We start from the raw sequence: 23,809 nt of genomic DNA, 5'->3' as shown, positions 1-23,809 counted from the left end.
TATAGTTAATAGATTTCATTTTATTGTTAAATTTAATTAAATTTAACAGCATTTTAACTCAAATTTAACTACCTACAAGTCATTGGTTTCAATAAGTTATTAGATGTTGATGTTATTTACTTAATTAAATTCTAATGCACTACCATACTTAATAATAAAACCATAACTAAACCGACCACAGATATTATGGTTTCAAGTACTGACCAGGATTTCAACGTTTCTGGTATTGATAAATTGAAATATTCTTTAAACATCCAAAATCCAGGATCATTAACATGTGAGAATATTAAACTTCCTGCTCCAGTTGCGAGTACCATAAGTTCAGGACTAGCACCTGTTGCTACAACTAATGGTCCAACAATACCTGCTGCTGTAAGTCCAGCTACAGTTGCAGATCCTAGTGCTATTCTAAGTATTGCTGCTATTGACCATGCAAGTACTAATGGTGAAATGGTTGATCCTTTCATGATTTGAGCAACATAATCTGCAACTCCGCTATCTACTAAGACCTGTTTAAATGCTCCACCGCCACCTATTATTAATAAAATCATAGATATTGCAGCTATTGATTCGGTTACAGTTTTCATAACCTCTGGCATCTTTTTACCATTATTTAATCCAAAAGTGAATATAGCTAAGAGTACTGCTATAAGAAGTGCTATTACCGGATCCCCTAAAAAATTAGTGTAATTTAAAATAGGTGAAGTTTTTGGTAAATTAATAGTAGCAATAGCTCTTGCTGCCATAAGTATTACTGGCACTAAAGCTGTAAACACACTTATGCCAAAACTAGGCATTTCTTTATCTGTAAACGTCTTAGGATTATATAAACCTTTTGGTATATCATGTTCCATATGTTTTAAGAATTTTGTAAGTACAGGACCCGCAAAAATTACTGCTGGCACAGCACACACAATACCATAAATTAAGGTTTTGCCTAAATCAGCTTTATAAATAGCAGCTATAGCTGTAGGTCCCGGATGTGGTGGCAAAAATCCATGAGTCGCAGATAATGCTGCGGCCATTGGAACTCCTATGTATAAAAGTGGAATATCAGCAGCTGCTGCTATTGAAAACACAAGTGGGAGTAAAAGTACAAACCCTATTTCATAAAATAAAGCAATTCCAACAATAAACCCAGTTAATATAACTGCTAATTGTATATGTTTTTTCCCAAACTTATCAATTAGTGTAAGAGCTATTCTTTGAGCTCCACCACTATCTGCCATAAGCTTGCCAAGCATAGCACCAAAACCAAGTACTAGTGCTAGAGAACCGAGTGTTCCACCAACGCCCTTCGTTATTGAAAGAACAACACTTGGAAGTGGCATACCTTCCATAATACCTACTGATAATGCTACAATAATTAATGACAAGAAACCATTTAATTTAAAAGCTATCATAAGAACTAATAATAATGCAACTCCGAAAACAACAATTAACAACGGCATAATAAAATCCCCCTCTTATTTTTGTAGTGACCAAAATTTATAAACTTATTCCTATCTCGAAATCGTTTTCTTTTCCCCGATAAATGCCATTAGTTGTTCGTAATTTGGATACCCTTCCATATCACCTTTTACAAGGACTGCCATAGCGCCAACTCCATTTGCATATTCTCCACATTCTTTAAGATCTAATTTCTTTAACATTCCAGAAAGGAACCCCGCAGCAAACCCATCTCCTGCGCCTACTGTATCTTGAGGATTTTCCAGTTTATATGCATTTACATATAAACCTCTGTCTTTATCTGCTATGTAACAACCTTCTTCTCCAAGTTTAACCGCTACAACACTACACCCCATCTTTATAAAGCTATCTGCAATATCATTAGGCTTTGTAAATCCAAGTAGCATTTCTCCCTCATCTATACCGGGAAAAATTATATCTGATAGTTTAGCAATTTCAAGCATAACTGGTATTGCCTCTTCTTTTGTCCATAATTTAAGTCTAATATTAGGATCAAAAGAAACTAGTACCTTATTTGCTTTTGCGACTTCTATTGCTTTGAATAATGTTTTTCTGCAACTTTCAGAAAGTGCAGGTGTAATTCCAGTAATGTGAAGTATCTTTGCATCTTTAATATACGACTCATCTAATTCCTCTGCCTTCAAATCACTAGCTGCTGAACCTTTCCTATAGTAATAAACATTTGGATTAGAATGCATAAACCTTTCTTTAAATAATATGCCTGTATTTTTTCCAGGCTCAAAAATAACTCTTGATACATCTACACCTTCACCTCGAATTGTGGACTGTATGTACCTTCCAAATTCGTCATCTCCAAGTTTCGAGAACCAACCAACTTTATGTCCTAATTTTGCAAGCGCTATGGAAACATTCGATTCTGCGCCTGCAATTGATTTATTAAAGTTTTGAACGTATCTTAATGGGCCGGAGGAATCCGGGCCAAATAAAACCATAGATTCTCCAAAAGTAACTACATCCATAATACAGCCTCCTATATATTCATGACATATGGTATCAATATAAATCTATTCCATATATCCACCCTTCATTGCAGCTACTGCACATTTAGTGTATATACCGAGTATTCCTTTTGTATATTTTCTTGCTGGCCTTACCCAACTCTTTTTCCTTATTTCTAAGATTTCTTGAATTTCGCTTTCAGTTTTTTCTTGTCCTTTTACTCCTATAATGCTAAGCTGACGAGCAACTATATCAATCCTTATAAGATCATTTTCCTCGACTAGTGCGATAGGTCCACCTTCACTTGCCTCGGGTGAAACATGACCAATAGCTGGTCCTCTAGTTGCTCCTGAAAATCTACCATCAGTAATTAAAGCTATAGATTCAACTAACTGGGGATCGGATGCGATGGCTTCTGTTGTATAAAACATTTCTGGCATTCCAGATCCTCTTGGGCCTTCATATCTTATAAACACTGCATCTCCAGGCTTAATCTCTTTTGTTAATACCGCTTTTATAGCATCTTCCTCACAATTAAAAACTCTAGCTTTTAAAGTAACTTTCATTAGCTTTTTAGATATTGCTGAATGTTTTACTACTGCGCCACCTGGTGCTAAATTTCCTTTGAGTATTGCAATTGCTCCCTGAGCTTGAATTGGATTTTCTTTAGTTTTTATAATATCTTCTTTGCTTACACCTATTGCTTCTAAGTATTTATTACAATTCTCATAATAACCATTGCTTTTTAAGTCCTCTAAATTCTCACCTAAAGTTTTTCCAGTTACAGTAATCACATCTAAATGTAGGAATTCCTTTATTTCTTCCATTATTGCTGGAACGCCACCTGCATACCAAAAATATGATCCAGGATAAAAGCCACTTGGTCTTATATTTAATATGAATGGAATTTTTTTATGAATTTCATCAAATAATTCAGGGTTAATTTCAATTCCAAGTTCATGTGCGATAGCTGGAATATGAATTAATGCATTACTTGAACCTGCTATTGCTGCATGCACCATGATAGCATTTTCAAAAGCTTCTTTAGTCATTATTTCAGATGGTTTTATGTTCATGTCTATTAGCTTAAGAACATGTTCACCTGCAACCTTTGCATTAATTTTTAATTGCTCTAATGTAACTGGCACTAATGCAGTTCCTGGCATTGCTATTCCTAATGCTTCTGACATTACTTGCATTGTTGATGCGGTACCCATAAATGAACAAGCACCACAACTTGGACACGCATTATGTTTGTAATATGTAAATTTTTCTTCTGTTATCTCTCCTCTTTCATATTGTGCACTATATGTTCCTATTTGTTCTAAGGTAAGCATATCAGGACCGGCATTCATAATCCCACCTGGTACCAAAATTGATGGCATATCGAGTCTTGCAATAGCCATAAGATGTGCTGGCACTGCCTTATCACAACTTGTAATAAATACTCCTGCATCAAAAGGTGTTGCTTGTACATGTATCTCTATCATATCTGTCATAATTTCTCTAGAAGGAAGAGAATAGTTTATTCCATCATGTCCTTGTGATTCTCCATCGCATATATCTGTTACAAAATATTTAGCCGGTTTTCCACCTTTGTTATTAATTCCACTACAAACTTCCTCAACTAATATATCTAAATGCGCACTTCCTGGATGACTTTGACCATAACTACTTTCTACAATAATTTGTGGTTTAGAAAGTTCATCCACTGACCAACCTGAACCTAATCTTAATGAATCTATTTCTGGAGCTATTTCTCTTAATTTTTGACTCTTTAACATTTATAATCACCTCATATTATATTTTGTAGTTGTATGACACAAATTTTCAATTGTAACCCTTTAACTGCTATATATAAAAATTATTTAACTTTTTTCGATTTATACGTTTATAGTTGTCCTACAACTTATGTCTATATATTAATCAGTAAACGGTTTTATGTCAAGACTTTTTTTATATTAAATAATTATATTTATGTGCTTATAATTTTATTAAAAATAAAAATGCCCTATAGAATAGGCAATTTTAAATTGTCTATTCTATAGGACAAATATTATATTAACAATGATTTTTATTAATATCTATTTTTTATTTAAATCTTAAATTGTTGAACTATTTCATTTAATTTTTGAGCAAGTTCTGCTTGCCCTTGTGCTGTTAATGCCACTTGCCCTATAGCCTGCGACGTCTCATTCATACCCTCTTTTATTCTACTTACTTCTTCACTTGAACTTTGTGAAGACTCAGCCATATTTTGAACTGCTTGACTTACTTGCCCAACCGTTGCTGTAATTTCTTCAGACATAGCTGCTATTTCCTCAGACATTTTACTTACAAAATCTGAATCATTATAATACTGCTTTCCTGTTTCTGCATATGCACTAAATTGTTCATTAACATGTGTGTTTATAAATTCTAATAAATCACACCCTGTATCAATACTACTTTTGAATGCTCCTTGAACCTCAACAATAGTATCTTGAATATTTATTACAGCTTGTGCTGACTGCTCTGCAAGTTTTCTTACCTCATCTGCTACCACTGCAAATCCTTTACCTTGTTCCCCTGCTCTTGCTGCTTCTATTGCAGCATTTAATGCAAGAAGATTGGTTTGCGAAGCTATATTTCCGATAGTATCTGCCATAACTTTTATGCTATCTACTACTTTTCCACCTTCAATTGCTTTCTCCATATTTTTTTGTTTTTCTGCATATAGTTTTTGAGTTTCATTAATTGCCTTTTGACTATTATCCTCAACTTTAGTAGCTCTTTTTTTAAATTGATATGAATTGTTACTTCCCTCCATAGCCTTTGAGGATAATATATTAATACTAGAATCTACTTCTTCAACTGATGCACTTATTTCCTCTGAGGAAGCACTAGTCTCTTGCATACCCGCAGCGATAGTTTCTACTGCTTCATCTATAATTATAGATTTTGAAGACAATTCTTGAACCGTAGCTGAGAGTTCTTCTGATGATGCGCTTAAATCCTGTGCATTCCCCATAACTACTTTTATCAAAGTAGTTACATTTTCTTGTGCAGTATTTAAAGCTACAACTGTTTGTCCAAATTCATCTTTCCTTGTAATATTAATTGGTGTTGAGAAATCGTAAGAAGATAGCCTATCTGCTAACTCCTTTATCTTATTTAATGGATTCATTATATTTTTACTTAATATATACCCCATAAGAATTATAATAAAAAATGCAATCGCTGTATAACTTACTATTGTGTATCTAACCTTATTAAACTGAGCTATATTATCTAAATTTGCTTGCGCAGCTGATCTCTGATTTATTTCTATACATTTCTGTAATTTTTCAAACATAGTAATTCTTGTTTGTGCCATTGTAGAATTAAAAATCTTAACCGCCATTCCATAGTTATTAGATTTTGCAAGTTCTATTATCTCAACCTTTCCTTCCCTATATTTTGCTAACTCATTTTTAAAGTCATCATAAGTTTTACCCTCTTCTATTGATGCTGAAGGTATACTTTCATATTCCTTTTGCACTTTTATGTTTATATTGAATATATTATTTATATTCCTTACTTGCCCATCTAATTTCAACATATCTCTTTCAAAAATAATTGTAAGCATATTCCCTCTCATTTCATTGATATTTCCTTTAATTTCTTGCAAATCATTAATAGCTGTTAAATTGTTACTATATATAGACTTAGAACCCTCATTTATCTTTGATGAACTTATTATCCCCTTTGCTCCTATTAAAACTATAAATATACAAATCACTGAAAATACTAATATAAGCTTTTTCTTTACCTCTAGATTCACAAAAAATTTGATAATAACACTTCCCTTCTTTTTCCCTAATATATTTTTCAAAATTCTTTTATACATACATTCCCCCCTTTTTAGATTTATCGCCTTATTCTAGATTTAAATTTATTTAAACTTCAATAAAATCAACAATTCTTCATAATATTGCAATGAATTTTATTTCAAATAGTGTTGTATCAGTATTGTACTACTCATTTTGTGGTTTTGTAAACATAATTCTCCTAAAGTTACAAATTATTTTAATAATTCAATTTTACAGTATTTTATGTTAATATATAAGTGAATGGTAGGTGAGTAACGTTAAACACTTTTATAATAGACTAAAAAAACTTCGTATAGAAAGTAATTTGCTTCAAAGATCTTTAGCTGAAATGCTTGGTTTAGCTCAAACAACTATAGCGAATTATGAACAGGGCAAGCGCTTTCCTGATGAGGAAACACTGCAAAAAATAGCAGACTTTTTTAATGTTTCTCTCGATTACTTACTTGGAAGATCAGAAATAAAGAACTACAATGAAGATCTTATACTGAGAGATTCAATACAATTATCCAAGTGTTTCATAGAACCTGAAATGCTTCTATTAAAAAACTCATATTTTAAGGCTTTAATTAATGGTAAATCGCAAAAAGCAAGTGAGATGATTTTAAATGCAGTTACTAATGATATGATTGATATAAAAAAAATATATAACGACGTATTTGAAAGATCTCTTATAGAAATTGGACAGCAATGGGATATGAATATTATAGATATTTATCAAGAACATTATTTTTCGTGCTCTACACAATTTATAATGTCACAGCTTTTCCCTTATTTTCATACCTCTGAGAAAAATGGTCATTCCCTTATATCTTTAAGTACATCTGGTGATTCACATAATATTGGCATACGTATGGTTACAGATTTTTTTGAAATTGATGGGTGGAATACTTATTTTCTTGGCTGTGACGTTCCATCGCAGAGTGTGATAAAGGCTATAAAAGACCGTAAAGCTAATATAGTTGCAATATCCTGTACAATGCCTAATTATCTTGAGTCAGTGCAATGTTTAATTACAGCTATAAGGAATTTAAAAGATTTTAGCGATATTAAAATAATAGTAGGTGGGCGACTATTCAATAGGGATAAAAACTTGTGGAAGTCTGTTGGAGCCGATGGATATTCTTCTAATGCGGATGAGGCTGTTAAAATTGCTAATGAATTTATGATAAATAATGTTTTAGAATAACCTCAAATCGTTGCAGCCCCATCTGTCTATTAAACATAAAAATGCCCTATAGAATCGACAATTTTAAATCGTCTATTCTATAGGGCAAATATTATATTAACATTTTTTATTAATATCTATTTTTTTATGTCTCTTATTGTTCGTTCTATATGTCTTTTTGCAAATAACTTTGCAAGCTGCGAATCTCTATTTTTTATAGCCTCTAATATGAGTTTATGCTCACTAAGCCCTCCAGAAGGTCCTAAGTTATTGTACAATAGCTTTTGATGGGCCCTTAAAAGATTCTTCAATATTTCGTTTACTTTTATAATCAAGGGACTATTGCTTCCTTCCACAATTTTCATATGAAAATTTAAATCTTCTTCAGTAAATTTTTCAAAATCATCTTGATACTTTATCATATTGTTATAACATTCCTCTATTTCATTTACTAAATCATCGCTACATCTCTGGGCGCAAAGCCCTGATGCTTCTGACTCTATGATTAATCTAAACTCTAATATGTCATTGTAATTGTCCTGCCCTAGGGTAATCATAGGTATTAAACTATTTAAATAAACAGATGGCTTTAAATCATTAACAAAGGTACCTCCACCTCTCCTTTTACTGACAATATTAACTGCTGACATTTTTTCTATAGCTTCTCTAACAGATACTCTACTTACTTGCAACTCCTCAGCAAGTTTAAGTTCCGACATAATTTTCATTCCTGGTTTATATTCTCCACTAATAATTTTTTCTTGTATTACATTAAAAACTCTATCACTAGTTCTTGTATCCTTCATCTCTTAATTCTCCTATATATCATTAATTTGAATTTATCAATATCTAATAATAAATGCATTATTATTTTATTTTACATTAATAGTATTATATCATGTGTTATCTATATAAACACTAATTCATTGTAATAATAGAATCTACTTCTTTGATAGATACACTTATTGCCTCCAAATCATCACTAAACTCTTGCAGTATTTTAAGATATAACCAATTGACCAAATTCTGCTTTTCTTGTAATATTAATTGGAACACTAATGAATTTATGATAAATAATGAGACAACGATACTATAATAGTTTCAAAATCAAGGAGATGATTTTATTAAGAGTCAATTAGCCGTAAACTTAGGTAATTTGCTATTATCTTTATCAGAAGTAGCCGATTTAGCAAATCCCTTGGTTGCCCAACATCAACATAGAACAGCATTTATTGCACTTGAGTTATCAAAAACAGCCAATTTAGGATCCGAAATTACAGAAAATATTTTTACTGCTGCATTATTACATGATATTGGTGCAGTATCTGTAGAAGAAAAAATAGCTATTCATAATTTTAAGGAAATAGATGAAAATATTCATACTATAAGAGGGGAATTATTATTAGAACAAATACCATGGTTAAGAAAAATTTCAAAGATAGTAAGAAACCATCATAGGAATTGGAATGATTGGGATGATGATATAGAAAACCCAGTAATTTTTTCTTCTCAAATCATTTTGTTATCTGATTATGTTGAGAGATTAATAAATAGGAATAAATATATCTTACACCAGGTTAACGATATAGTAACAACAATAAAAAAATTATCAGGTACAGTTATACATAAGAACATAGTAACTTATTTTCTTGATTTATCTAAAAGAGAGGAATTTTGGTTAGATTTAACTTCTCCTAATTTATATTCATTGTTATTAATCAACGGGCAGTTTAAAACCATGCAAATAGAACTAGAAGATATATCATTAATATCAAATTTATATCGTGATCTAATAGATTTTAAATCTAGATTTACGGCTACTCATACATCTGGTGTATCAGAATGTGCAGTAAAATTATCTGAATTGTTTGGACTTGCAGAATTAGATGTAAAGTCAATGAGGATAGCAGGGAATTTTCATGATATAGGTAAATTAATAATACCAAACAGTATTCTTGAGAAGCCAGGCAAATTAACAGTTGATGAATTTGCAATTATAAGGTGTCATACTTATCATACATTTAGAACGTTAAATTCTATTGGTGGTTTGCAACGAATAGCTGAGTGGGCAGCTTATCATCATGAAAAATTAGATGGTAGTGGATACCCATTTCATCTTACTAGTGAAGAAATTGGTACCGGTTCTAGAATAATGGCTGTTGCAGATATATTTACAGCCATATCCGAAGATAGACCTTATAGAAAAGGTATGGATAAAAATGAAATTTATACAGTTATAAAAAAGCAAGCAAATAAATATTTATTGGATAAACGTATTGTTGAATTACTATTCGATAACTATGATGTTATAAATACACAAGTAAAAATAAAACAATCAAAAGCATTAAATTTTTATGAAACACGGTTTTCATCAATAATCCATGAGAATAAACGCAATATATAAATCATTTTATTATACATATATTATAGAAAATTGTTTATTTTAGCACTACTGGATATTTTTCAAAATTAAAACAAATAAATCTTGAATATTGGAAACTATTAGTGGTAAAATATACTTTTAAAAAGGAAAAAATGTCGAATAACAAAAGAGGAGGACACATATGAAGAATATTAAAAGAAAACGGATTAACTTAAGAAGTTTAAAGGTTAGATTATTAGTAGTACTCGTCATTCTATGTTTAGCACCCATAAGTTTACTCGGAATAATTACTTACAATAAATCTCACGCTATTTTAGAATCTAAAGTTAAATTAACTTCTGCGCAAACATTGGTAGAAGTTAACAGAGGAATTACTAACTATTTAGTTGGCATACAGGGGTATGTGGATATGTTAGCCGCCAATATTGATTTAAAATCATTGCAACAACACCCTGAATTTAAACCTTATGCTTTAGGGGCATTACAATCTGTTAAGGACAGTAGAAAAGACTTAATTAATGTGTATTTTGCAAGTTCTAATAAAAATATGCTGGAATATCCTTTTCATAAACTTTCTAAAGGGTATGACCCAACCACTAGGCCATGGTATACCGAAGCGGTAGCAAATAAAGGGAAAGTAATTTTCACAGAACCTTATAGAGGTGCTAGTAATGGACTAATGATGTTTTCAATTGCAAAAGCCGTAGAACAAAACGGACAAGTAATAGGTGTAGTTTCTACAGATATTAATCTAACCTCTATGGCAAATAGCCTATCTTCAATTAAAATAGGTAATAATGGGTATGCCTCTGTGATAAGCACACAAGGAGTAATGATTGCTAATCCTGATAAAACTTTACTCGGAGGGAATGAAGTAAAGTCGTTATCTTATTGGAATAATGTTAAAGTAAATAAAGAAGGTGTAGAAAACCTTATTTACAAAGGAATAAATAATTATTGCGTTTATACAACTAATGCATTAACAGGCTGGAAAATTATAGCGTATATGCCTACGACTGAATTATTAAATGATACAAATGTTTTAAAAAATATTACCCTTCTAATTATCCTAATATTAGGTATAATAGCCATATTTGTGTCCATAATATTAAGTAAGTCCATAACCGCAAAGCTTGATAAATTGGAGCATATATTTAGCAAGGCTTCTGAGGGTGATTTATCAGTACATGTAGATATAAAATCTAAAGATGAATTTGGTGAATTAGGAAACCATTTTAATATTATGATTACTAATATATCTAATCTTATTAAGAAGGTTAAAGATACGGCTGATACTATTTCAACATCATCTGAAGAAATAAATAAGATGTCTAGTGAAACTGCAGTGGCAGTAGAGGAAGTATCCTTAACTATTGATCAAGTTGCAAATGGTAGCTCAGATCAAGCTCAAGATATTGCCACTGGTGCAGACTCTGTTCGAAAACTAGGTAATAGTATTGACAATATAAAAACATTAGCTATTAAGATAGATACGGTATCTAAAAAGACTAACGACTTAAGTGAAAACGGCTTAAATGTGGTGAATATACTTATAGAGAAAACCGAAGAAGCAAATGCCTCAGCTCAAAAGGTTACAGTTGTTATTGAGGAAATGAATACAGTAAGTGAAAATATTGGAGCTATAACTGAAACTATAAATAGTATTGCATCACAAACTAATCTTTTAGCTTTAAATGCTGCTATAGAAGCAGCTAGGGCAGGAGAAGCTGGCAAAGGTTTCTCAGTGGTCGCAGATGAAATAAGAAAACTAGCAGAGCAGTCTGCAGCTTCCACAAAGCAAATTCAAGAATTGATTTTAAAGGTTAAAGAAAAATCAGTACAAGCAGTTTTGACAATGGAAGCTTCTAAAGATGTAGTAGAGAATCAGACAAATGCAGTAATAGAAACTAAATCAATATTTAATAAGATTTCCGAGTCTATAAGCAATCTTAAAGTCGGAGCAGATGAAATTTCTTCTTCTATAGCAGAAACTAACATTCAAAAGGATGACATAGTTGATAAAATGCAAAGCATTGCTGCGGTAAGTGAAGAGTCTTGTGCAAGTACAGAGGAAGTTTCCGCAACAACAGAAGAAATAACAGCAACCATGAATGAATTTAGTAATACTGCAGAAAATATGAAAACTCTCGTGGATGTCTTAGAATTAGAAATCTCACAATTTAAGTTATAAACTTGTGTAATTAAATCCAACATAAAATTGTTGTTATAATTAGAATAAATTTTTCAACATAATAAGTCTAAATCCTTGAAGATATTATTTAAGGATTTAGACTTATTAATTCTTCACTGTATTTTTGAACATAACATGAAGTTATAATACCTTTAGTTGTTTTTATTGTAGCGGAGATTAAGAGTAGACGTTCTTCCTTTATTTTTTTTAAATACCCTAATAAATAACTCTAAGGCTGTATTGGATGGATATAAACCCAAAAACACCACCGGATAAACGAGTGGCAGCAAAAATAATTATTAAGAGAAAATATTAATTAAGCAGCCAATTTATAGTTATACCTATAAATTAGCTGCTATGATATAGTATTATATATATTTTAAGCTCCTATAATGGAACTTCTGCAACTTTCGGCATTGTTTTGATCCTTTTAAGTTGTTTTTCAAGTTGTTTTTCAGCATCAAGCCTTATAAGGTTTTCAATTTTGACTTCCATGAATTTGTCTTTCATTTGCTCATTTGACATATTTTCTATATAAACATTCATTCATATACGCCATCCTCTCAGGTACAATGTTATCTTTTCATATGATATAACTCTTAAATATCTACTTTAAATTTTTCTTTTATTGATTAATATTTTATTCAAACACTTTAATATACATTGCCTTAATTTCTTTAATTAATGGGTATCTTGGATTAGCACCTGTACACTGATCATCAAACGCTAGTTCACACATTTCATCGAGTGTTGCATAAAAATCTTCCTTTTTAACCCCTGCTGCACTTATTGATTTAGGAATGTTAACTTGATCTTTTAATACTTGAATAGCTTTAATTAGTAAGTCTACCTTTTCGTCATCCGTGCTTCCGCCTAAGTTTAGCGCTTCTGAAACCATTGCATATTTTCTCTTAGCATTCGGATATTCATATTGTGGGAAAGTACCTTGTTTTCTTGGGTTATCTACAGCATTATATTTTATAACTTCATTAATTAATAATGCATTAGCGACGCCATGTGGTACATGATGTTTTGATCCTAATTTATGTGCCATTGAATGACAAACTCCTAGAAATGCATTACCAAACGCCATACCAGCCATTGCTGAAGCATGAGCCATTCCTTCTCTTGCTTTTATGTTTGTTTGACCTTCATTATATGCAAGTGGTAAATTCTTAAATATTTCTTTTATAGCTTCTAGTGCTAATCCATCACTAAATGGTGAAGCCATAACTGATACATAAGATTCTAACCCATGAGTTAAAGCATCTATACCTGAAGCTGCAGTTAATCCTCTTGGCATATTCGTCATAAGCTCTGCATCTATTATAGCCATATTGGGAAGTAATTCATAATCAGCTAAAGGATATTTAGCTCCTGTTTTTTCATCAGTAATTACTGCAAATGGAGTGACTTCTGATCCAGTACCTGCTGTAGTTGGCACTGCAACCATATAACATTTTGAGCCCAGTACAGGGAATGTATAAACTCTTTTTCTAATGTCCATAAATCTCATAGCTAAATCTTCAAATTTGACTTCTGGGTGTTCATATAATACCCACATGATTTTAGCTGCATCAATTGGTGATCCTCCACCAATTGACATAATTGTATCTGGTTTAAATCCATTTAATTGTTCAACACCTGCTCTTGCTGTAGCAAGGGTTGGATCTGGTAACACATCTGAGAACACCTTAAACTCTATTCCAAGTTCTGTTAAAACTTTTGTGGCTCTATGCACAATTCCAAGATCAACAAGAATCTGATCAGTCACTATAAATACTTTCTTTTTGCCTAATACCTTTAATTCTTGAATCGCTTTCTCAATGCAACCATATTTAAAATAAACTCTTGATGGAACTTTAAACCAAAGCATATTTTCTCTCCTCTGCGCTAAATTCTTAATATTCAATAGCTGTTTAATTCCAACATTTTCTGAAACAGAATTCCCACCCCATGATCCACAACCAAGTGTTAATGAAGGAGTAGTCTTAAAGTTGAATATATCACCTATTCCACCTTGAGAGGATGGCATGTTAATCATAATTCTTCCTGTTCTCATAAGTGAACTAAACTTGGCTATTCTATCTTTAGACTTAGTTCTATGAGTCCATAATACGCTGCTGTGACCATAGCCTCCAAGTACAACAAGTCTTTCCGCTTTAGCTAGTGCTTCCTCAAAAGTTTTAACCTTATACATACCAAGTACCGTAGATAATTTTTCATGTGAAAATTCTTCTTCAAGTTCTACGGATTCAATTTCACCTATAAGAACTTTTGTTTCTTCAGGAAGTTTAATTCCTCCAAGGAAAGCTATTGTTGAAGCCGATCTACCTACCTGCTTCGGATTTAATCTACCATCAACTAATATTACTTTTCTTATTTTTTCTGTTTCATCTGGTGTAAGAAAATAAGCTCCTCTTTTAATAAATTCTTTTCTAACTTCATCATAAATACTCTCCATAACGATTACAGTCTGCTCAGACGCGCATATTGTTCCATAATCAAAATTCTTAGAAAGTAAAATTGAACTTACAGCCATTTTAATATCAGCTGTGTCATCAATAATTGCTGGTGTATTTCCTGAGCCAACGCCAACAGCTGGTTTTCCTGATGAATAAGCAGCTTGAACCATTCCTGGCCCACCCGTTGCAAGTATTAAATCTGCTGATTTCATAACAAGCCCTGAAAGTTCTATGGAAGGCTCGTCTACCCATGCAATTATATCTTTTGGTGCACCTGCTGCTACTGCTGCATCCCTAACTACTTTAATTGCTGCAATGGTACATTTTTTAGCTCCTGGATGCGGAGAGAAAACGATTCCATTTCTGGTTTTTAAAGCTATAAGGGCTTTGAATATTCCTGTAGATGTTGGATTTGTAGTTGGTACAACTGCAGCTAGTACTCCAATTGGTTCATAAATTTTAGATATACCACCGGCTTCATCATTTTCGAAAACTCCAACAGTTTGTGAATCTTTATAACAATTATATATATATTCAGAAGCAAAATGATTTTTTATAACTTTATCTTCTACAAGTCCCATTCCTGTTTCTTCAACAGCTATTTTGGCTAGTGGAATTCTTTGGTCATTTGCTGCCATAGATGCGGCTTTAAATATTTGGTCTACCTGTTCTTGTGTGAAAGTTGAATACTCCTTTTGCGCTGCTCTAACCTGAGCCATTCTTATATCTAATTCCTGCGCATTTGTAACCCTTTGGGTAGTTGTCTTCTCCGGAACTTCATTATTTACCACTTTCATAAGACCACCTCATTCGTAAATTTAGTTGCTTTAAATATTTTACTCAACTATAAACTTATATAGAGCAAAAATCATGCCAACTATTTATATATAACGTTTTCATTGGCATAATCAAATTTACTTAGGTGGTGTTGTATATTCTTTATACTATTCCCCTTATTTTAGTGTATGAATTTTAAACATTGTATAATTTTAATACACTCCATTATTTAGTATGGTTATGTTATTTGGACTTCATCTAGTTATATTGTACCTTTTTATTTTAGAATACAAAGTTGCTCTAGTTATTCCTAAATCTTTTGCTGTTTTGGTCATATTACACTCATTTTGATCCATTGCTTTTATTATTTCATTCTTTTCGAGTTCTGCTAAGGTATAAATCTTTTTATTTTCTAAACTTAATACTTTATTTAAACAGTCATTATTTATAGATTTGTTTTTTTCATCATCACCAAAAACCATTGTACTTTCACCATTCAAATTCACTATATTTTCAATGCAATTTTCTAATTCCCTTATGTTTCCTGGCCAATTATAATTTAACATTTTTTCATATATACCTGCGCTCATAATTGTAAGTTTCTTGTTTAATTTATTGGCTTTTATCTTCAAAAGATGATCAATAAGAATCGGTAAATCTCCTTTTCTTTCTATAAGTGATGGGATTTTTATTGGAATAACGCTTAACCTATAGTATAAGTCCTCTCTAAATCTTCCTTTTTCAACTTCTTTTTTTAAATCCTTATATGTTGCAGCTATAATTCTTACATCCACAGGAATTATTTTATCTCCTCCGACTCTAGTTATATAACCTTCTTGCAGAACCCTTAAAAGATTAACTTGCATATCAAGCGGCATCTCACCTATCTCATCTAAGAAAAGCGTTCCACCACTTGAAAGTTCAAACTTACCTGCACAGCCTCCCCTTCTAGCTCCTGTAAAAGAACCCTCCTCATAACCAAATAATTCACTTTCTATAAGATTTTTAGAGATAGCTCCGCAATTAATAGCTATAAATGTTTTATTGCTTCTATCTCCGTAATTATGTATAGATTGAGCCAAAAGTTCTTTCCCAGTTCCGCTTTCACCTTGAATAAGAACAGTAGATGGGGAAGAACTTATTATTTTTGCATATTCTATTACTTTTTTAATTTCTAGGCTATCACCAACAATATCCTCAAAATTGTAAATTGCTCTACCACTACTATATTTATTCACAGATTTAATTACCTTTTTTATTGCAGTAAACACAACAACCAAGCCTTTAACTTCGTTATCAATTTCTATTGGATTTGCAGATACATTGTATCTAGTTTTTGTAGTTTCATTGCTTAGAGTTACCTCTATATTATTATAAACATTTCCTTTTATAATCTTTTCAAATATATTTATCCAATCTGGCAGGATAGTATCTACTTTTTTACCAATTATATCTTCTTCTTTAATACGTAAAATACTACAAGCTTCTTTATTAATGGTTTTTAAAATCCCCTCTTTATTTATAACATAAATGCCCAAATAAATAGAATCCACTACTGTATTCATATATCGATAAGTTTCTAGCAGTCTATTATTTATATATTCAACATTTATTTGATTTTCAATGCATTTCACAGCCGAAACTATAAGGCCCAAGGTATGTTTTTGAACTTTTTCCCTACCACCAGTTAAATTAAGTAATCCAATTATAGTTCCATCTACATCATGAATTGGTGCTGCAGAGCAAGTCCATCTTTGATATGCTGCAATAAAATGTTCTTTTTCAGAAATTTGAATAGGATTTTGTTCCTTTATAGCAATACCCATTGCAGTTGTTCCTATACTACTTTCTGACATATAAGCGCCAACTACCATATTTAAACTTAATGCTTCCTCTACTACATCTTCATCGCCTATTATTTTTAGAATGCGACATTCATTATCAAGTAAAACTATAAAGAAACCTGATCCCTTTAGAAATTCATATAAGGTTACCATAAACCTAGAAGCTGCATTTAAAAGCTTTCTATTTTTACTAATATTATCTTTTCGTCCTTCTAGTTTTAGCATTTTTCGAGGAAATATTGTTCCTTTTTCAATGCCATACTCTACTGATCGCGCATGGGATCTTTTAATTACATCTAATTGATTTTTTAAAACTTCTGGTGTTAAAATTTCTTTCCCGATTTCAATCTCCAATTTTAATACCCCCTCGCATAGTACAAGTATATTACTTTTTAAAGCTATATACTGTGATTATCGACAAGTTAACAAAACTTTTTGATTTATTGAAGATATTGAAGATATTGAAGATATATTAATTATTTACCTATTCTTACGCCAACGCTTTTAATACCAAATGATGAACCCAAAACATTTCCGAAGTTCTTACCACAAGCAATTATCCTTTTATTACTTTTAATTAATTCACTTTTATCTATTGCAACTATTATTTTTAATTTTTTCATATACATTTAACCTCACCTTTTATATAATGGCAGTATCTTATACTAGACTAAATCATTTGTTAATATTCATAATATTTAAATTTATGTAAATCTTTATCTTATAATATAACTATATTATAACTATTATGTCAATCTTTTTAAAAAACTATTTTTTTATTAGCATAAATTATAGACAATCATATATTTTTTATACATTTTTGTCAAATATTTAATTATTTTTAGTCTACTTTATTGCAAAATTTTTTAAAGAAAATAAAAAAATCGAGTAGACAGCTATATTAGACTGGCTACTCGATTTTTATAATATTAGATATAAGTTACCTCTAATGGATTTCTATCCACTAACTTCTTATATGTATACTTAGGATATCCAACCATAACAGCAGCTGTTATCGTTTTTCCTTCTGGTATATTAAACAATTTAAGCATCGGTGAGCCCTTAATGCCTGCACAGTATTCAAAATAACCTGCCCAACAAGTTCCAATTCCTAGTGAAGGAGCAAATAATTCTAGATAAGTCAAAGAAGAAATAGAATTAGCCCTAGCGTTTGAAAACCCTTTGTCAGCAGTAGTCATAATTAAGTTTGGAGCACCACGCAAAATTCCATCAACTCCGTCTTCCCTGTACAACCTAATTAATCCTTTTAATCCATCTTTTAATGGAGATTTTTCTATCATTCGAATAGTAAGTTCGACAGCTTTTTCAACTACTTTTCTGTCCTCAACTACAACAAATGATATACCTTGACTATTGCTTCCAGTCGGAGCGAGCCTTGCAATATCAACTAATTTTGTTAATTCTTCTCTTGATACAGATTTGTCTTTGTAACTTCTTATAGAACGACGCGCCCTTAGAAAATGCTCAGCTTGCTCTGCATTTAATTTAGGAAAATCTTTTGAATCAATTTGCTCTTTAAGTGGTGTTTTTTTATTATCTATAGCTTCAGTTGGGCATACAGCAACACAATGTCCACAGGCAATACAACTAGTATTTGCTACTTCTTCTGGGCCCTTTTCTCCCATTTTCAAAACAAATGATGGGCATTCCTTAATACATTGTCCGCATTTAATACATTTTTCTTCATTTACAGTTATAAGATCCATTTTGCTCATCCCCTCTAAATTTATTTCACTAATTTTTCAATATCCTTTAATGTTTTTAATAACTCTTTTATTCTTTCTTTACCAATACCATCTTCAATTGTGCTTTGTGCGCTCGCAAATATTGGTACAGACAAATCAAGAGTTTTTAATCCCTTATCAGTTATAGTTATGCACTTTTTTCTAGAGTCCTGCTCTTCTTTCTTAATGTCAATATAACCATTCTTTCTAAGTAACTCAACATTTCTTGTTACAGTACTTTGGTCCATTAGTAAAATATTACTAAGATTCGTAACAGAAATATTTTGATTGTAATAAATATCCATAAGTAACAAACATTGAGTACTCCGAAGTCCAGTTGGTTGAAGCATTTTGTCATAAAATTGAGTTATTGTACGAGTGGTTTTTCTTAAGTTCCCACAAGTACAACTTTTCGAATATTTGTTATCATATGAAATTAGGCTACACATAAATTCAACTCCAGTACTATATATGTATATACATATAATATAGTGAAGTTGAATTTATGTCAAGTTTATTGGTGCCACACACGTGGCAAGTTGCGTCCTATTTTACTAGAAAACTTCCATTTTTCAGCTACATCTTTTCATATTTTCTTGCTTCAAACGAGTATATTAAATTCTGGATTATCCATATTGATCCAATCATTATACATGCTACAATTGGAACATTTATAAACATTGATAACACCATAATTAGTACAAGAATAGCAGCATATACCTTTTGCATTTTATTAAATGTTGTATAACTACAATTATAAATCACCCATTTCTCTCCATCGTCTAACTTATCAAAGTGTTTCTTTTCTGCTTCATTTTCATATAAATACATTTTTCTATTTGGATTTAAATAATTAGAATATTTCATAGTGGTCATTAGTACAAACGCCGCTATAATTAGAATAATTGTAGGAACTATAATTAAATAGAATGAACCCTTATCAAAACTCTTATTTATAACTACTGCATACCCTATTAAACCTATTATTGATAGTACAGTAGAAAGTAGAATAACATTAGATACCTTTCTACTAATGACTTTAGGTACATTGTCTAAGTCCACTTTCATATAGTTTGATTTTATATAAATTGTATTTATTATTAAATATATTATAATGATTATACTTATTACAAATAAAACTTTGGAAATTAAATTACTCATATTTCCACCAAAAGACAAGTCTAATTTTGATATTTTTTCAGAAAATCCACCTAACATTCCACCTATAAGCCCGGATATTAACATTACTATTATAAACTTTTTATACCTTTTTATCTTCATTTTCATCTACCCCCTCTAAATAAAATATATCTTCAACACTAACTTTTAGTATTTTTGCTATTTTTAAAACCAGCAATATAGATGGGGAATAATCTCCTCTTTCTATAAGACTTATGGTTTGTCTTGACGCATCTGCTAGTTTTCCAAGGTCTCCTTGGCTAAGGTTATATCTTGCCCTTAGCTCTTTTACTCTGTTTCTTAATTCCATAACGAATCCTCCTTCCTTATATTATTACTATAATCTATTTCTGAAGTTTTGTCAATTATAGTTGTCATTATTATAATAATATTTGTCATATTTATAATTATAATTGTCATTATACTTTAAGTTATAATTCAATAGAAAAACGGATGTGAATTATCACACCCGCTTTTCTAATATCCTAATTAATGACTCTACTATTCACATACACAGCATAACCAATTTCTATCTTCCATTAAATCTATTTTTATATTATTGTACCCTGCTTTTTCTAATATTAGTCTCAATTCTTCAGGCGTATGTATTTCCATATCAGATATTGCAACGAATTCATCATTTCTTTCTTTAAATCTTTCACTAGAATACATTTCACATATTATAATAAGTTTACCTGATGTTTTTAAAACTCTTTTTACCTCTTTAAAATTTTCAATAAGATTAGGCCAGAAGTAAATAGTTTCTACTGCGGTTATAACATCAAATTTATTATTTTCAAATGGAATTTTTTCTACACTTGCATGAAGAATTTCTACGCTACCATCTTTTATAAATTTTTCATTATAATCTTTTGACCATTTTACACAATCGGTTGAATAATCTATACCAAATGTTTTGCCATCTGTTGCTATTGAAGCCATTCTATTTACTGTTCTACCTCCACCGCAACCTATATCTAATATAACATCATTTTTTTTAATATTTATTTTCTCAAATCCCCAATTAGTTAGTTCAAAATGTGCTATATTCATGTCTTTTGCTATTGCTTTTCCTATATCACCAGTTGGCTTTCTACATTGATTTAATCTTTTTGCAATTTCACTCATAATTTTCCACCTTTCTTAATTTTCTTTTGGTGCCACCCACGTGGCATCCATTAACTTTAAACTTATACTGATAATGATAATCAATTGTATGTTAATATATTATAATCTATTTTTGTTAACATTACAATTTTTAATATAAATCACATAAGCTTAATATAATTACTTGATAAAAACAATACTTTTTTTTGTTATTATTTGTCTATTTCTTAACTGTTTAACATAGACAATCTTAGGTGCCACCCACATGGTAGGGGTATCTGAATCTTTTTCATTGGTATAAATTTACGGTAAGTGTATAATGTAACATATAATCACAAATAGGTTTTTTATAGTATGGTTATATAATTTACGAAAAGAGATGAAAATATGAAAAGTATTTTAGAAAAGTTAAGAAAGCACCAAATTATAATAATATTTATTATAATTGTTTTAATATTGCTAAGATCATTTTTTGAGTATGCAATTAAAAGTAAGGGATTATACCTAGTGCATGATTATATGTACAATATCTTGAATTACATTATACTAGCATTAGCATTATTAGTATATTTTAAAAATGAAAAAGTTAGATGGACATATCTCGGTATTTTACTGCTTTTGATAACAATGAACACCTTTGGGATTTATAAAAGTATAAGTAACATACAATTTCAATCTAATTTTACCCATGCACAAAATTCATTCATAATAAGGGAGACAAAGGATGAGCCCGAGTTTAGCATAATATATATACCAGCACATAAAATATTTATGAGGTTAGATGATAAGATAAAGGTAACAAATGGGTATAAGCCATTTGCAAATAAGGGATATGAAGTAGTTTGGCTTAACGATGATAAAGCTCTTATTAAATACCTAAATGGAACAAATCATATATCAAAAGGAGATATTCTAAACTTCTCGAAAACCAATGGTCCATATTCAAATGTTTTAGCAAATTTAAGTGGGACTTGGATCGACAAAAACAATAATAAAAATACTATAAATATCGCAGGCGTGCAAATCACTTATAAAGTTAAAAACAAAATTTATTGGTATTCATCAAGTATGTCAGGTGAACAAGGTAATTATGGCTCCATTTTATATGGTAATAGTGATACTCCTAGTATATACATTTTAATGAATGCAAATAACACAATAACTGTGGGGTACACTGCACTTAATAATAATGAACAAAGTATTTATACTAAATAAAAAGAAACCTTTAGGTGCCACCCACATGGCAAGTGGCATCTGTATCATTATAAACTATTTTGCAATTTTGCCTTTGGCTTCATATTCTTTTTTAAGATAACTAAACATAGCAGCAGTGTTAGCAGCAGTGTTAGCAGCATCTTGTGGAATATCATTATAAGTCATGGCCTTAAATTTAATTTTCCCATCATCATACATTTGATATTGAATTTTCACTACCACAAGTTTCTTATTATAAAGAACATTTCCACTAATGGTGACATATTTATTACCATTTTCAGCTGGATCATATATTTCCCAAACCGTATCTGTTATACCAGTATCAATAAGATCACCTAGTATTACGCCCTTTTCAATAGGAGTTTTTCTTACAGCTATAACTTCAGGTGATTCTTTAATATTGCTAATAACGCTTTTCACTTGTTGCTTTGTTGTTAAATCGCAACCATTTATAAAAATAGCTCCAATTAACGCCACGAGGAGCAACGATATTTGTTTTAAAACAATTGCTTTGGTTTTCATGGTTTAATCTCCTTATAAAAAAGTGCCACCCACATGGCAAGTTGCAACAATTTATATCCTTAAATTTCCTATCTATTTTTCACTTACTTAAAGTTTACCATAAAAAACAATATTATCAAATGTATAATATTGTACCTATTTAAGCATCATACCTAAAAAACGGCAAAAAAATATAGTGGATTACAAACAATATATTCTTCCAGTGTAATTTATTTTTGAATTTTGCTCATATTCCTCATAATCAATATATGCACCCTTAAACTCTAGTACATTTTCCTGTATACCAAAGCTCTCTATACTTATAGTTTCTATTTCTTTATTTTCATTAATGCATGTAGCCAATGTATAATAAAAGTCCTCTTCCTCGTTATATATAATTGCTGTATCTAATATTATAAACCTTGCTTTTCTTATAATATTTCTATCTTCGTCTGTGATTTCCACAAACTCAATATCTTCTACAACATTATTCCCTATGTCCTCAAATAAACTCATACCCGCTACCCCTCCTACTTTCAATTATATTTTCTAACCTCTAGTAAAATTAACAACTATTATATACTATTAATCAATGATTGATTATGTTACCAATATATTATTGGAGAGATATCTTATGACGATAGACTACTAGTAGTATAAAACAAGTACATGTATAAAATTTAAGCTTCCAACTTTTATAAGTGGAAGCTTTAAAACAATTTTCTAATGTATTTTATATTTCATTTTTTTATTATTGTTTTAAATTGTTTTCCATAGTTTTTAATATATCTCTATAATCATATACGGCAATCCCTGTTTTATTTTCTACAGGTTCCTTATTTATTTTTCCATCATAATGCTCATATTCACTTACGCTTAACTCTAATTTCTTTAATGTATCCGCTATCGTTTTGTCTACTTTTATATGATTTCCCATTTACATTATCTCCTTATTA

The 23,809-nt window shown here is 30.7% G+C and carries 21 protein-coding genes; 4 read left to right on the top strand and 17 right to left on the bottom strand.

Annotated features, from left to right (window positions below; translation table 11 throughout):
* Positions 1–131: 131 nt before the first annotated feature.
* The 4 genes from gntT to A7L45_RS07340 all read right to left on the bottom strand — a co-directional run bounded on the left by gntT (position 132) and on the right by A7L45_RS07340 (position 6,298).
* Positions 132–1,451 (bottom strand): gluconate transporter, encoded by a 1,320-nt coding sequence (gntT, locus tag A7L45_RS07355; RefSeq protein WP_071612179.1) that lies wholly within the window; start codon positions 1,449–1,451, stop codon positions 132–134.
* 51 nt (positions 1,452–1,502) lie between these two features.
* On the bottom strand, positions 1,503–2,450 hold the full coding sequence (locus A7L45_RS07350; RefSeq protein WP_071612178.1) for a sugar kinase: 948 nt from the start codon (positions 2,448–2,450) through the stop codon (positions 1,503–1,505).
* 45 nt (positions 2,451–2,495) lie between these two features.
* Positions 2,496–4,214: a dihydroxy-acid dehydratase gene (ilvD, locus tag A7L45_RS07345; RefSeq protein WP_071612177.1), complete on the bottom strand. Its 1,719-nt coding sequence runs from the start codon at positions 4,212–4,214 to the stop codon at positions 2,496–2,498.
* Positions 4,215–4,525: 311 nt separating this feature from the next.
* A complete protein-coding gene (locus tag A7L45_RS07340; protein WP_084647379.1) occupies positions 4,526–6,298 on the bottom strand; it encodes a methyl-accepting chemotaxis protein in 1,773 nt (590 codons plus the stop codon).
* A gap of 230 nt (positions 6,299–6,528) precedes the next feature.
* Here A7L45_RS07340 and A7L45_RS07335 point away from each other — a divergent pair, with 230 nt between their 5' ends.
* Positions 6,529–7,467 (top strand): cobalamin-dependent protein, encoded by a 939-nt coding sequence (locus A7L45_RS07335; RefSeq protein ID WP_071612176.1) that lies wholly within the window; start codon positions 6,529–6,531, stop codon positions 7,465–7,467.
* A gap of 116 nt (positions 7,468–7,583) precedes the next feature.
* Here A7L45_RS07335 and A7L45_RS07330 read toward each other — a convergent pair whose 3' ends face one another.
* Positions 7,584–8,252, bottom strand: coding sequence for a FadR/GntR family transcriptional regulator (locus tag A7L45_RS07330; protein WP_071612175.1), 669 nt, complete (start codon positions 8,250–8,252; stop codon positions 7,584–7,586).
* Positions 8,253–8,602: 350 nt separating this feature from the next.
* Between A7L45_RS07330 and A7L45_RS07325 the strand changes: the two genes are divergently transcribed.
* Together A7L45_RS07325 and A7L45_RS07320 are read left to right on the top strand one after the other, a co-directional pair.
* A complete protein-coding gene (locus A7L45_RS07325) occupies positions 8,603–9,850 on the top strand; it encodes an HD-GYP domain-containing protein (RefSeq protein WP_224616725.1) in 1,248 nt (415 codons plus the stop codon).
* A gap of 160 nt (positions 9,851–10,010) precedes the next feature.
* Complete coding sequence (locus A7L45_RS07320; protein WP_071612173.1) at positions 10,011–12,020, top strand: methyl-accepting chemotaxis protein; 2,010 nt, start codon at positions 10,011–10,013, stop codon at positions 12,018–12,020.
* Between the two features lie 387 nt (positions 12,021–12,407).
* Here the strand turns inward: A7L45_RS07320 and A7L45_RS23135 are convergent, their stop codons facing one another.
* From A7L45_RS23135 to A7L45_RS07285, 9 genes are all read right to left on the bottom strand, one after another.
* Positions 12,408–12,566, bottom strand: coding sequence for a hypothetical protein (locus A7L45_RS23135; RefSeq protein WP_153882447.1), 159 nt, complete (start codon positions 12,564–12,566; stop codon positions 12,408–12,410).
* 94 nt (positions 12,567–12,660) lie between these two features.
* On the bottom strand, positions 12,661–15,282 hold the full coding sequence (gene adhE / locus A7L45_RS07315; protein WP_071612172.1) for a bifunctional acetaldehyde-CoA/alcohol dehydrogenase: 2,622 nt from the start codon (positions 15,280–15,282) through the stop codon (positions 12,661–12,663).
* 234 nt (positions 15,283–15,516) lie between these two features.
* The gene (locus A7L45_RS07310; protein WP_309245252.1) at positions 15,517–17,460 is read right to left on the bottom strand and encodes a sigma-54-dependent Fis family transcriptional regulator; all 1,944 of its coding nucleotides are present in this window, start codon (positions 17,458–17,460) and stop codon (positions 15,517–15,519) included.
* A 122-nt stretch (positions 17,461–17,582) separates the two neighbouring features.
* Complete coding sequence (locus A7L45_RS23130; protein WP_153882446.1) at positions 17,583–17,735, bottom strand: hypothetical protein; 153 nt, start codon at positions 17,733–17,735, stop codon at positions 17,583–17,585.
* A gap of 300 nt (positions 17,736–18,035) precedes the next feature.
* A complete protein-coding gene (locus tag A7L45_RS07305; protein ID WP_071612171.1) occupies positions 18,036–18,833 on the bottom strand; it encodes a nitroreductase family protein in 798 nt (265 codons plus the stop codon).
* A 20-nt stretch (positions 18,834–18,853) separates the two neighbouring features.
* The gene (locus A7L45_RS07300; protein WP_071612170.1) at positions 18,854–19,300 is read right to left on the bottom strand and encodes a MarR family winged helix-turn-helix transcriptional regulator; all 447 of its coding nucleotides are present in this window, start codon (positions 19,298–19,300) and stop codon (positions 18,854–18,856) included.
* Positions 19,301–19,427: 127 nt separating this feature from the next.
* Positions 19,428–20,132, bottom strand: coding sequence for a DUF3169 family protein (locus tag A7L45_RS07295; RefSeq protein ID WP_071612169.1), 705 nt, complete (start codon positions 20,130–20,132; stop codon positions 19,428–19,430).
* The gene (locus tag A7L45_RS07290) at positions 20,113–20,340 is read right to left on the bottom strand and encodes a helix-turn-helix transcriptional regulator (RefSeq protein WP_071612168.1); all 228 of its coding nucleotides are present in this window, start codon (positions 20,338–20,340) and stop codon (positions 20,113–20,115) included. The genes A7L45_RS07295 and A7L45_RS07290 overlap by 20 nt, the downstream gene beginning before the upstream one ends.
* 191 nt (positions 20,341–20,531) lie before the next feature.
* Positions 20,532–21,158, bottom strand: coding sequence for a class I SAM-dependent methyltransferase (locus A7L45_RS07285; RefSeq protein WP_071612167.1), 627 nt, complete (start codon positions 21,156–21,158; stop codon positions 20,532–20,534).
* A 366-nt stretch (positions 21,159–21,524) separates the two neighbouring features.
* On the opposite strand from A7L45_RS07285, the gene A7L45_RS07280 reads away from it, so the two are divergent.
* Positions 21,525–22,352 carry a hypothetical protein gene (locus tag A7L45_RS07280; protein WP_071612166.1) on the top strand — a complete coding sequence of 276 codons (828 nt, stop codon included), beginning with the start codon at positions 21,525–21,527 and terminating at the stop codon, positions 22,350–22,352.
* Positions 22,353–22,406: 54 nt separating this feature from the next.
* Here the strand turns inward: A7L45_RS07280 and A7L45_RS07275 are convergent, their stop codons facing one another.
* The 3 genes from A7L45_RS07275 to A7L45_RS07265 form a co-directional block, all read right to left on the bottom strand.
* A complete protein-coding gene (locus tag A7L45_RS07275) occupies positions 22,407–22,874 on the bottom strand; it encodes a hypothetical protein (protein WP_071612165.1) in 468 nt (155 codons plus the stop codon).
* A gap of 180 nt (positions 22,875–23,054) precedes the next feature.
* Entirely contained in the window at positions 23,055–23,369 is a 315-nt protein-coding gene (locus tag A7L45_RS07270) for a hypothetical protein (protein ID WP_071612164.1), read from the bottom strand.
* A 235-nt stretch (positions 23,370–23,604) separates the two neighbouring features.
* Positions 23,605–23,790 carry a hypothetical protein gene (locus A7L45_RS07265; protein WP_071612163.1) on the bottom strand — a complete coding sequence of 62 codons (186 nt, stop codon included), beginning with the start codon at positions 23,788–23,790 and terminating at the stop codon, positions 23,605–23,607.
* Positions 23,791–23,809 lie beyond the last annotated feature (19 nt).

This window comes from Clostridium estertheticum subsp. estertheticum, assembly GCF_001877035.1.
Classification (GTDB): Bacteria; Bacillota; Clostridia; order Clostridiales; family Clostridiaceae; genus Clostridium_AD; species Clostridium_AD estertheticum.
Note: the sequence above shows the minus strand (reverse complement) of the source record. Positions and strands in the feature narration are given on the sequence as shown.

Bases quoted from the DNA above. Each gene is read 5' to 3' on its own strand.
- A7L45_RS07295 (WP_071612169.1), bottom strand. From the start codon at position 20,132: ATGAAGATAAAAAGGTATAAAAAGTTTATAATAGTAATGTTAATATCC.
- adhE (WP_071612172.1), bottom strand. From the start codon at position 15,282: ATGAAAGTGGTAAATAATGAAGTTCCGGAGAAGACAACTACCCAAAGG.
- A7L45_RS07270 (WP_071612164.1), bottom strand. From the start codon at position 23,369: ATGAGTTTATTTGAGGACATAGGGAATAATGTTGTAGAAGATATTGAG.
- A7L45_RS23130 (WP_153882446.1), bottom strand. From the start codon at position 17,735: ATGTATATGAAAAAATTAAAAATAATAGTTGCAATAGATAAAAGTGAA.
- A7L45_RS07305 (WP_071612171.1), bottom strand. From the start codon at position 18,833: ATGGATCTTATAACTGTAAATGAAGAAAAATGTATTAAATGCGGACAA.
- gntT (WP_071612179.1), bottom strand. From the start codon at position 1,451: ATGCCGTTGTTAATTGTTGTTTTCGGAGTTGCATTATTATTAGTTCTT.
- A7L45_RS23135 (WP_153882447.1), bottom strand. From the start codon at position 12,566: ATGAATGTTTATATAGAAAATATGTCAAATGAGCAAATGAAAGACAAA.
- A7L45_RS07265 (WP_071612163.1), bottom strand. From the start codon at position 23,790: ATGGGAAATCATATAAAAGTAGACAAAACGATAGCGGATACATTAAAG.
- A7L45_RS07330 (WP_071612175.1), bottom strand. From the start codon at position 8,252: ATGAAGGATACAAGAACTAGTGATAGAGTTTTTAATGTAATACAAGAA.
- A7L45_RS07300 (WP_071612170.1), bottom strand. From the start codon at position 19,300: ATGTGTAGCCTAATTTCATATGATAACAAATATTCGAAAAGTTGTACT.
- ilvD (WP_071612177.1), bottom strand. From the start codon at position 4,214: ATGTTAAAGAGTCAAAAATTAAGAGAAATAGCTCCAGAAATAGATTCA.
- A7L45_RS07275 (WP_071612165.1), bottom strand. From the start codon at position 22,874: ATGAAAACCAAAGCAATTGTTTTAAAACAAATATCGTTGCTCCTCGTG.
- A7L45_RS07340 (WP_084647379.1), bottom strand. From the start codon at position 6,298: ATGTATAAAAGAATTTTGAAAAATATATTAGGGAAAAAGAAGGGAAGT.
- A7L45_RS07290 (WP_071612168.1), bottom strand. From the start codon at position 20,340: ATGGAATTAAGAAACAGAGTAAAAGAGCTAAGGGCAAGATATAACCTT.
- A7L45_RS07350 (WP_071612178.1), bottom strand. From the start codon at position 2,450: ATGGATGTAGTTACTTTTGGAGAATCTATGGTTTTATTTGGCCCGGAT.
- A7L45_RS07285 (WP_071612167.1), bottom strand. From the start codon at position 21,158: ATGAGTGAAATTGCAAAAAGATTAAATCAATGTAGAAAGCCAACTGGT.
- A7L45_RS07280 (WP_071612166.1), top strand. From the start codon at position 21,525: ATGAAAAGTATTTTAGAAAAGTTAAGAAAGCACCAAATTATAATAATA.
- A7L45_RS07320 (WP_071612173.1), top strand. From the start codon at position 10,011: ATGAAGAATATTAAAAGAAAACGGATTAACTTAAGAAGTTTAAAGGTT.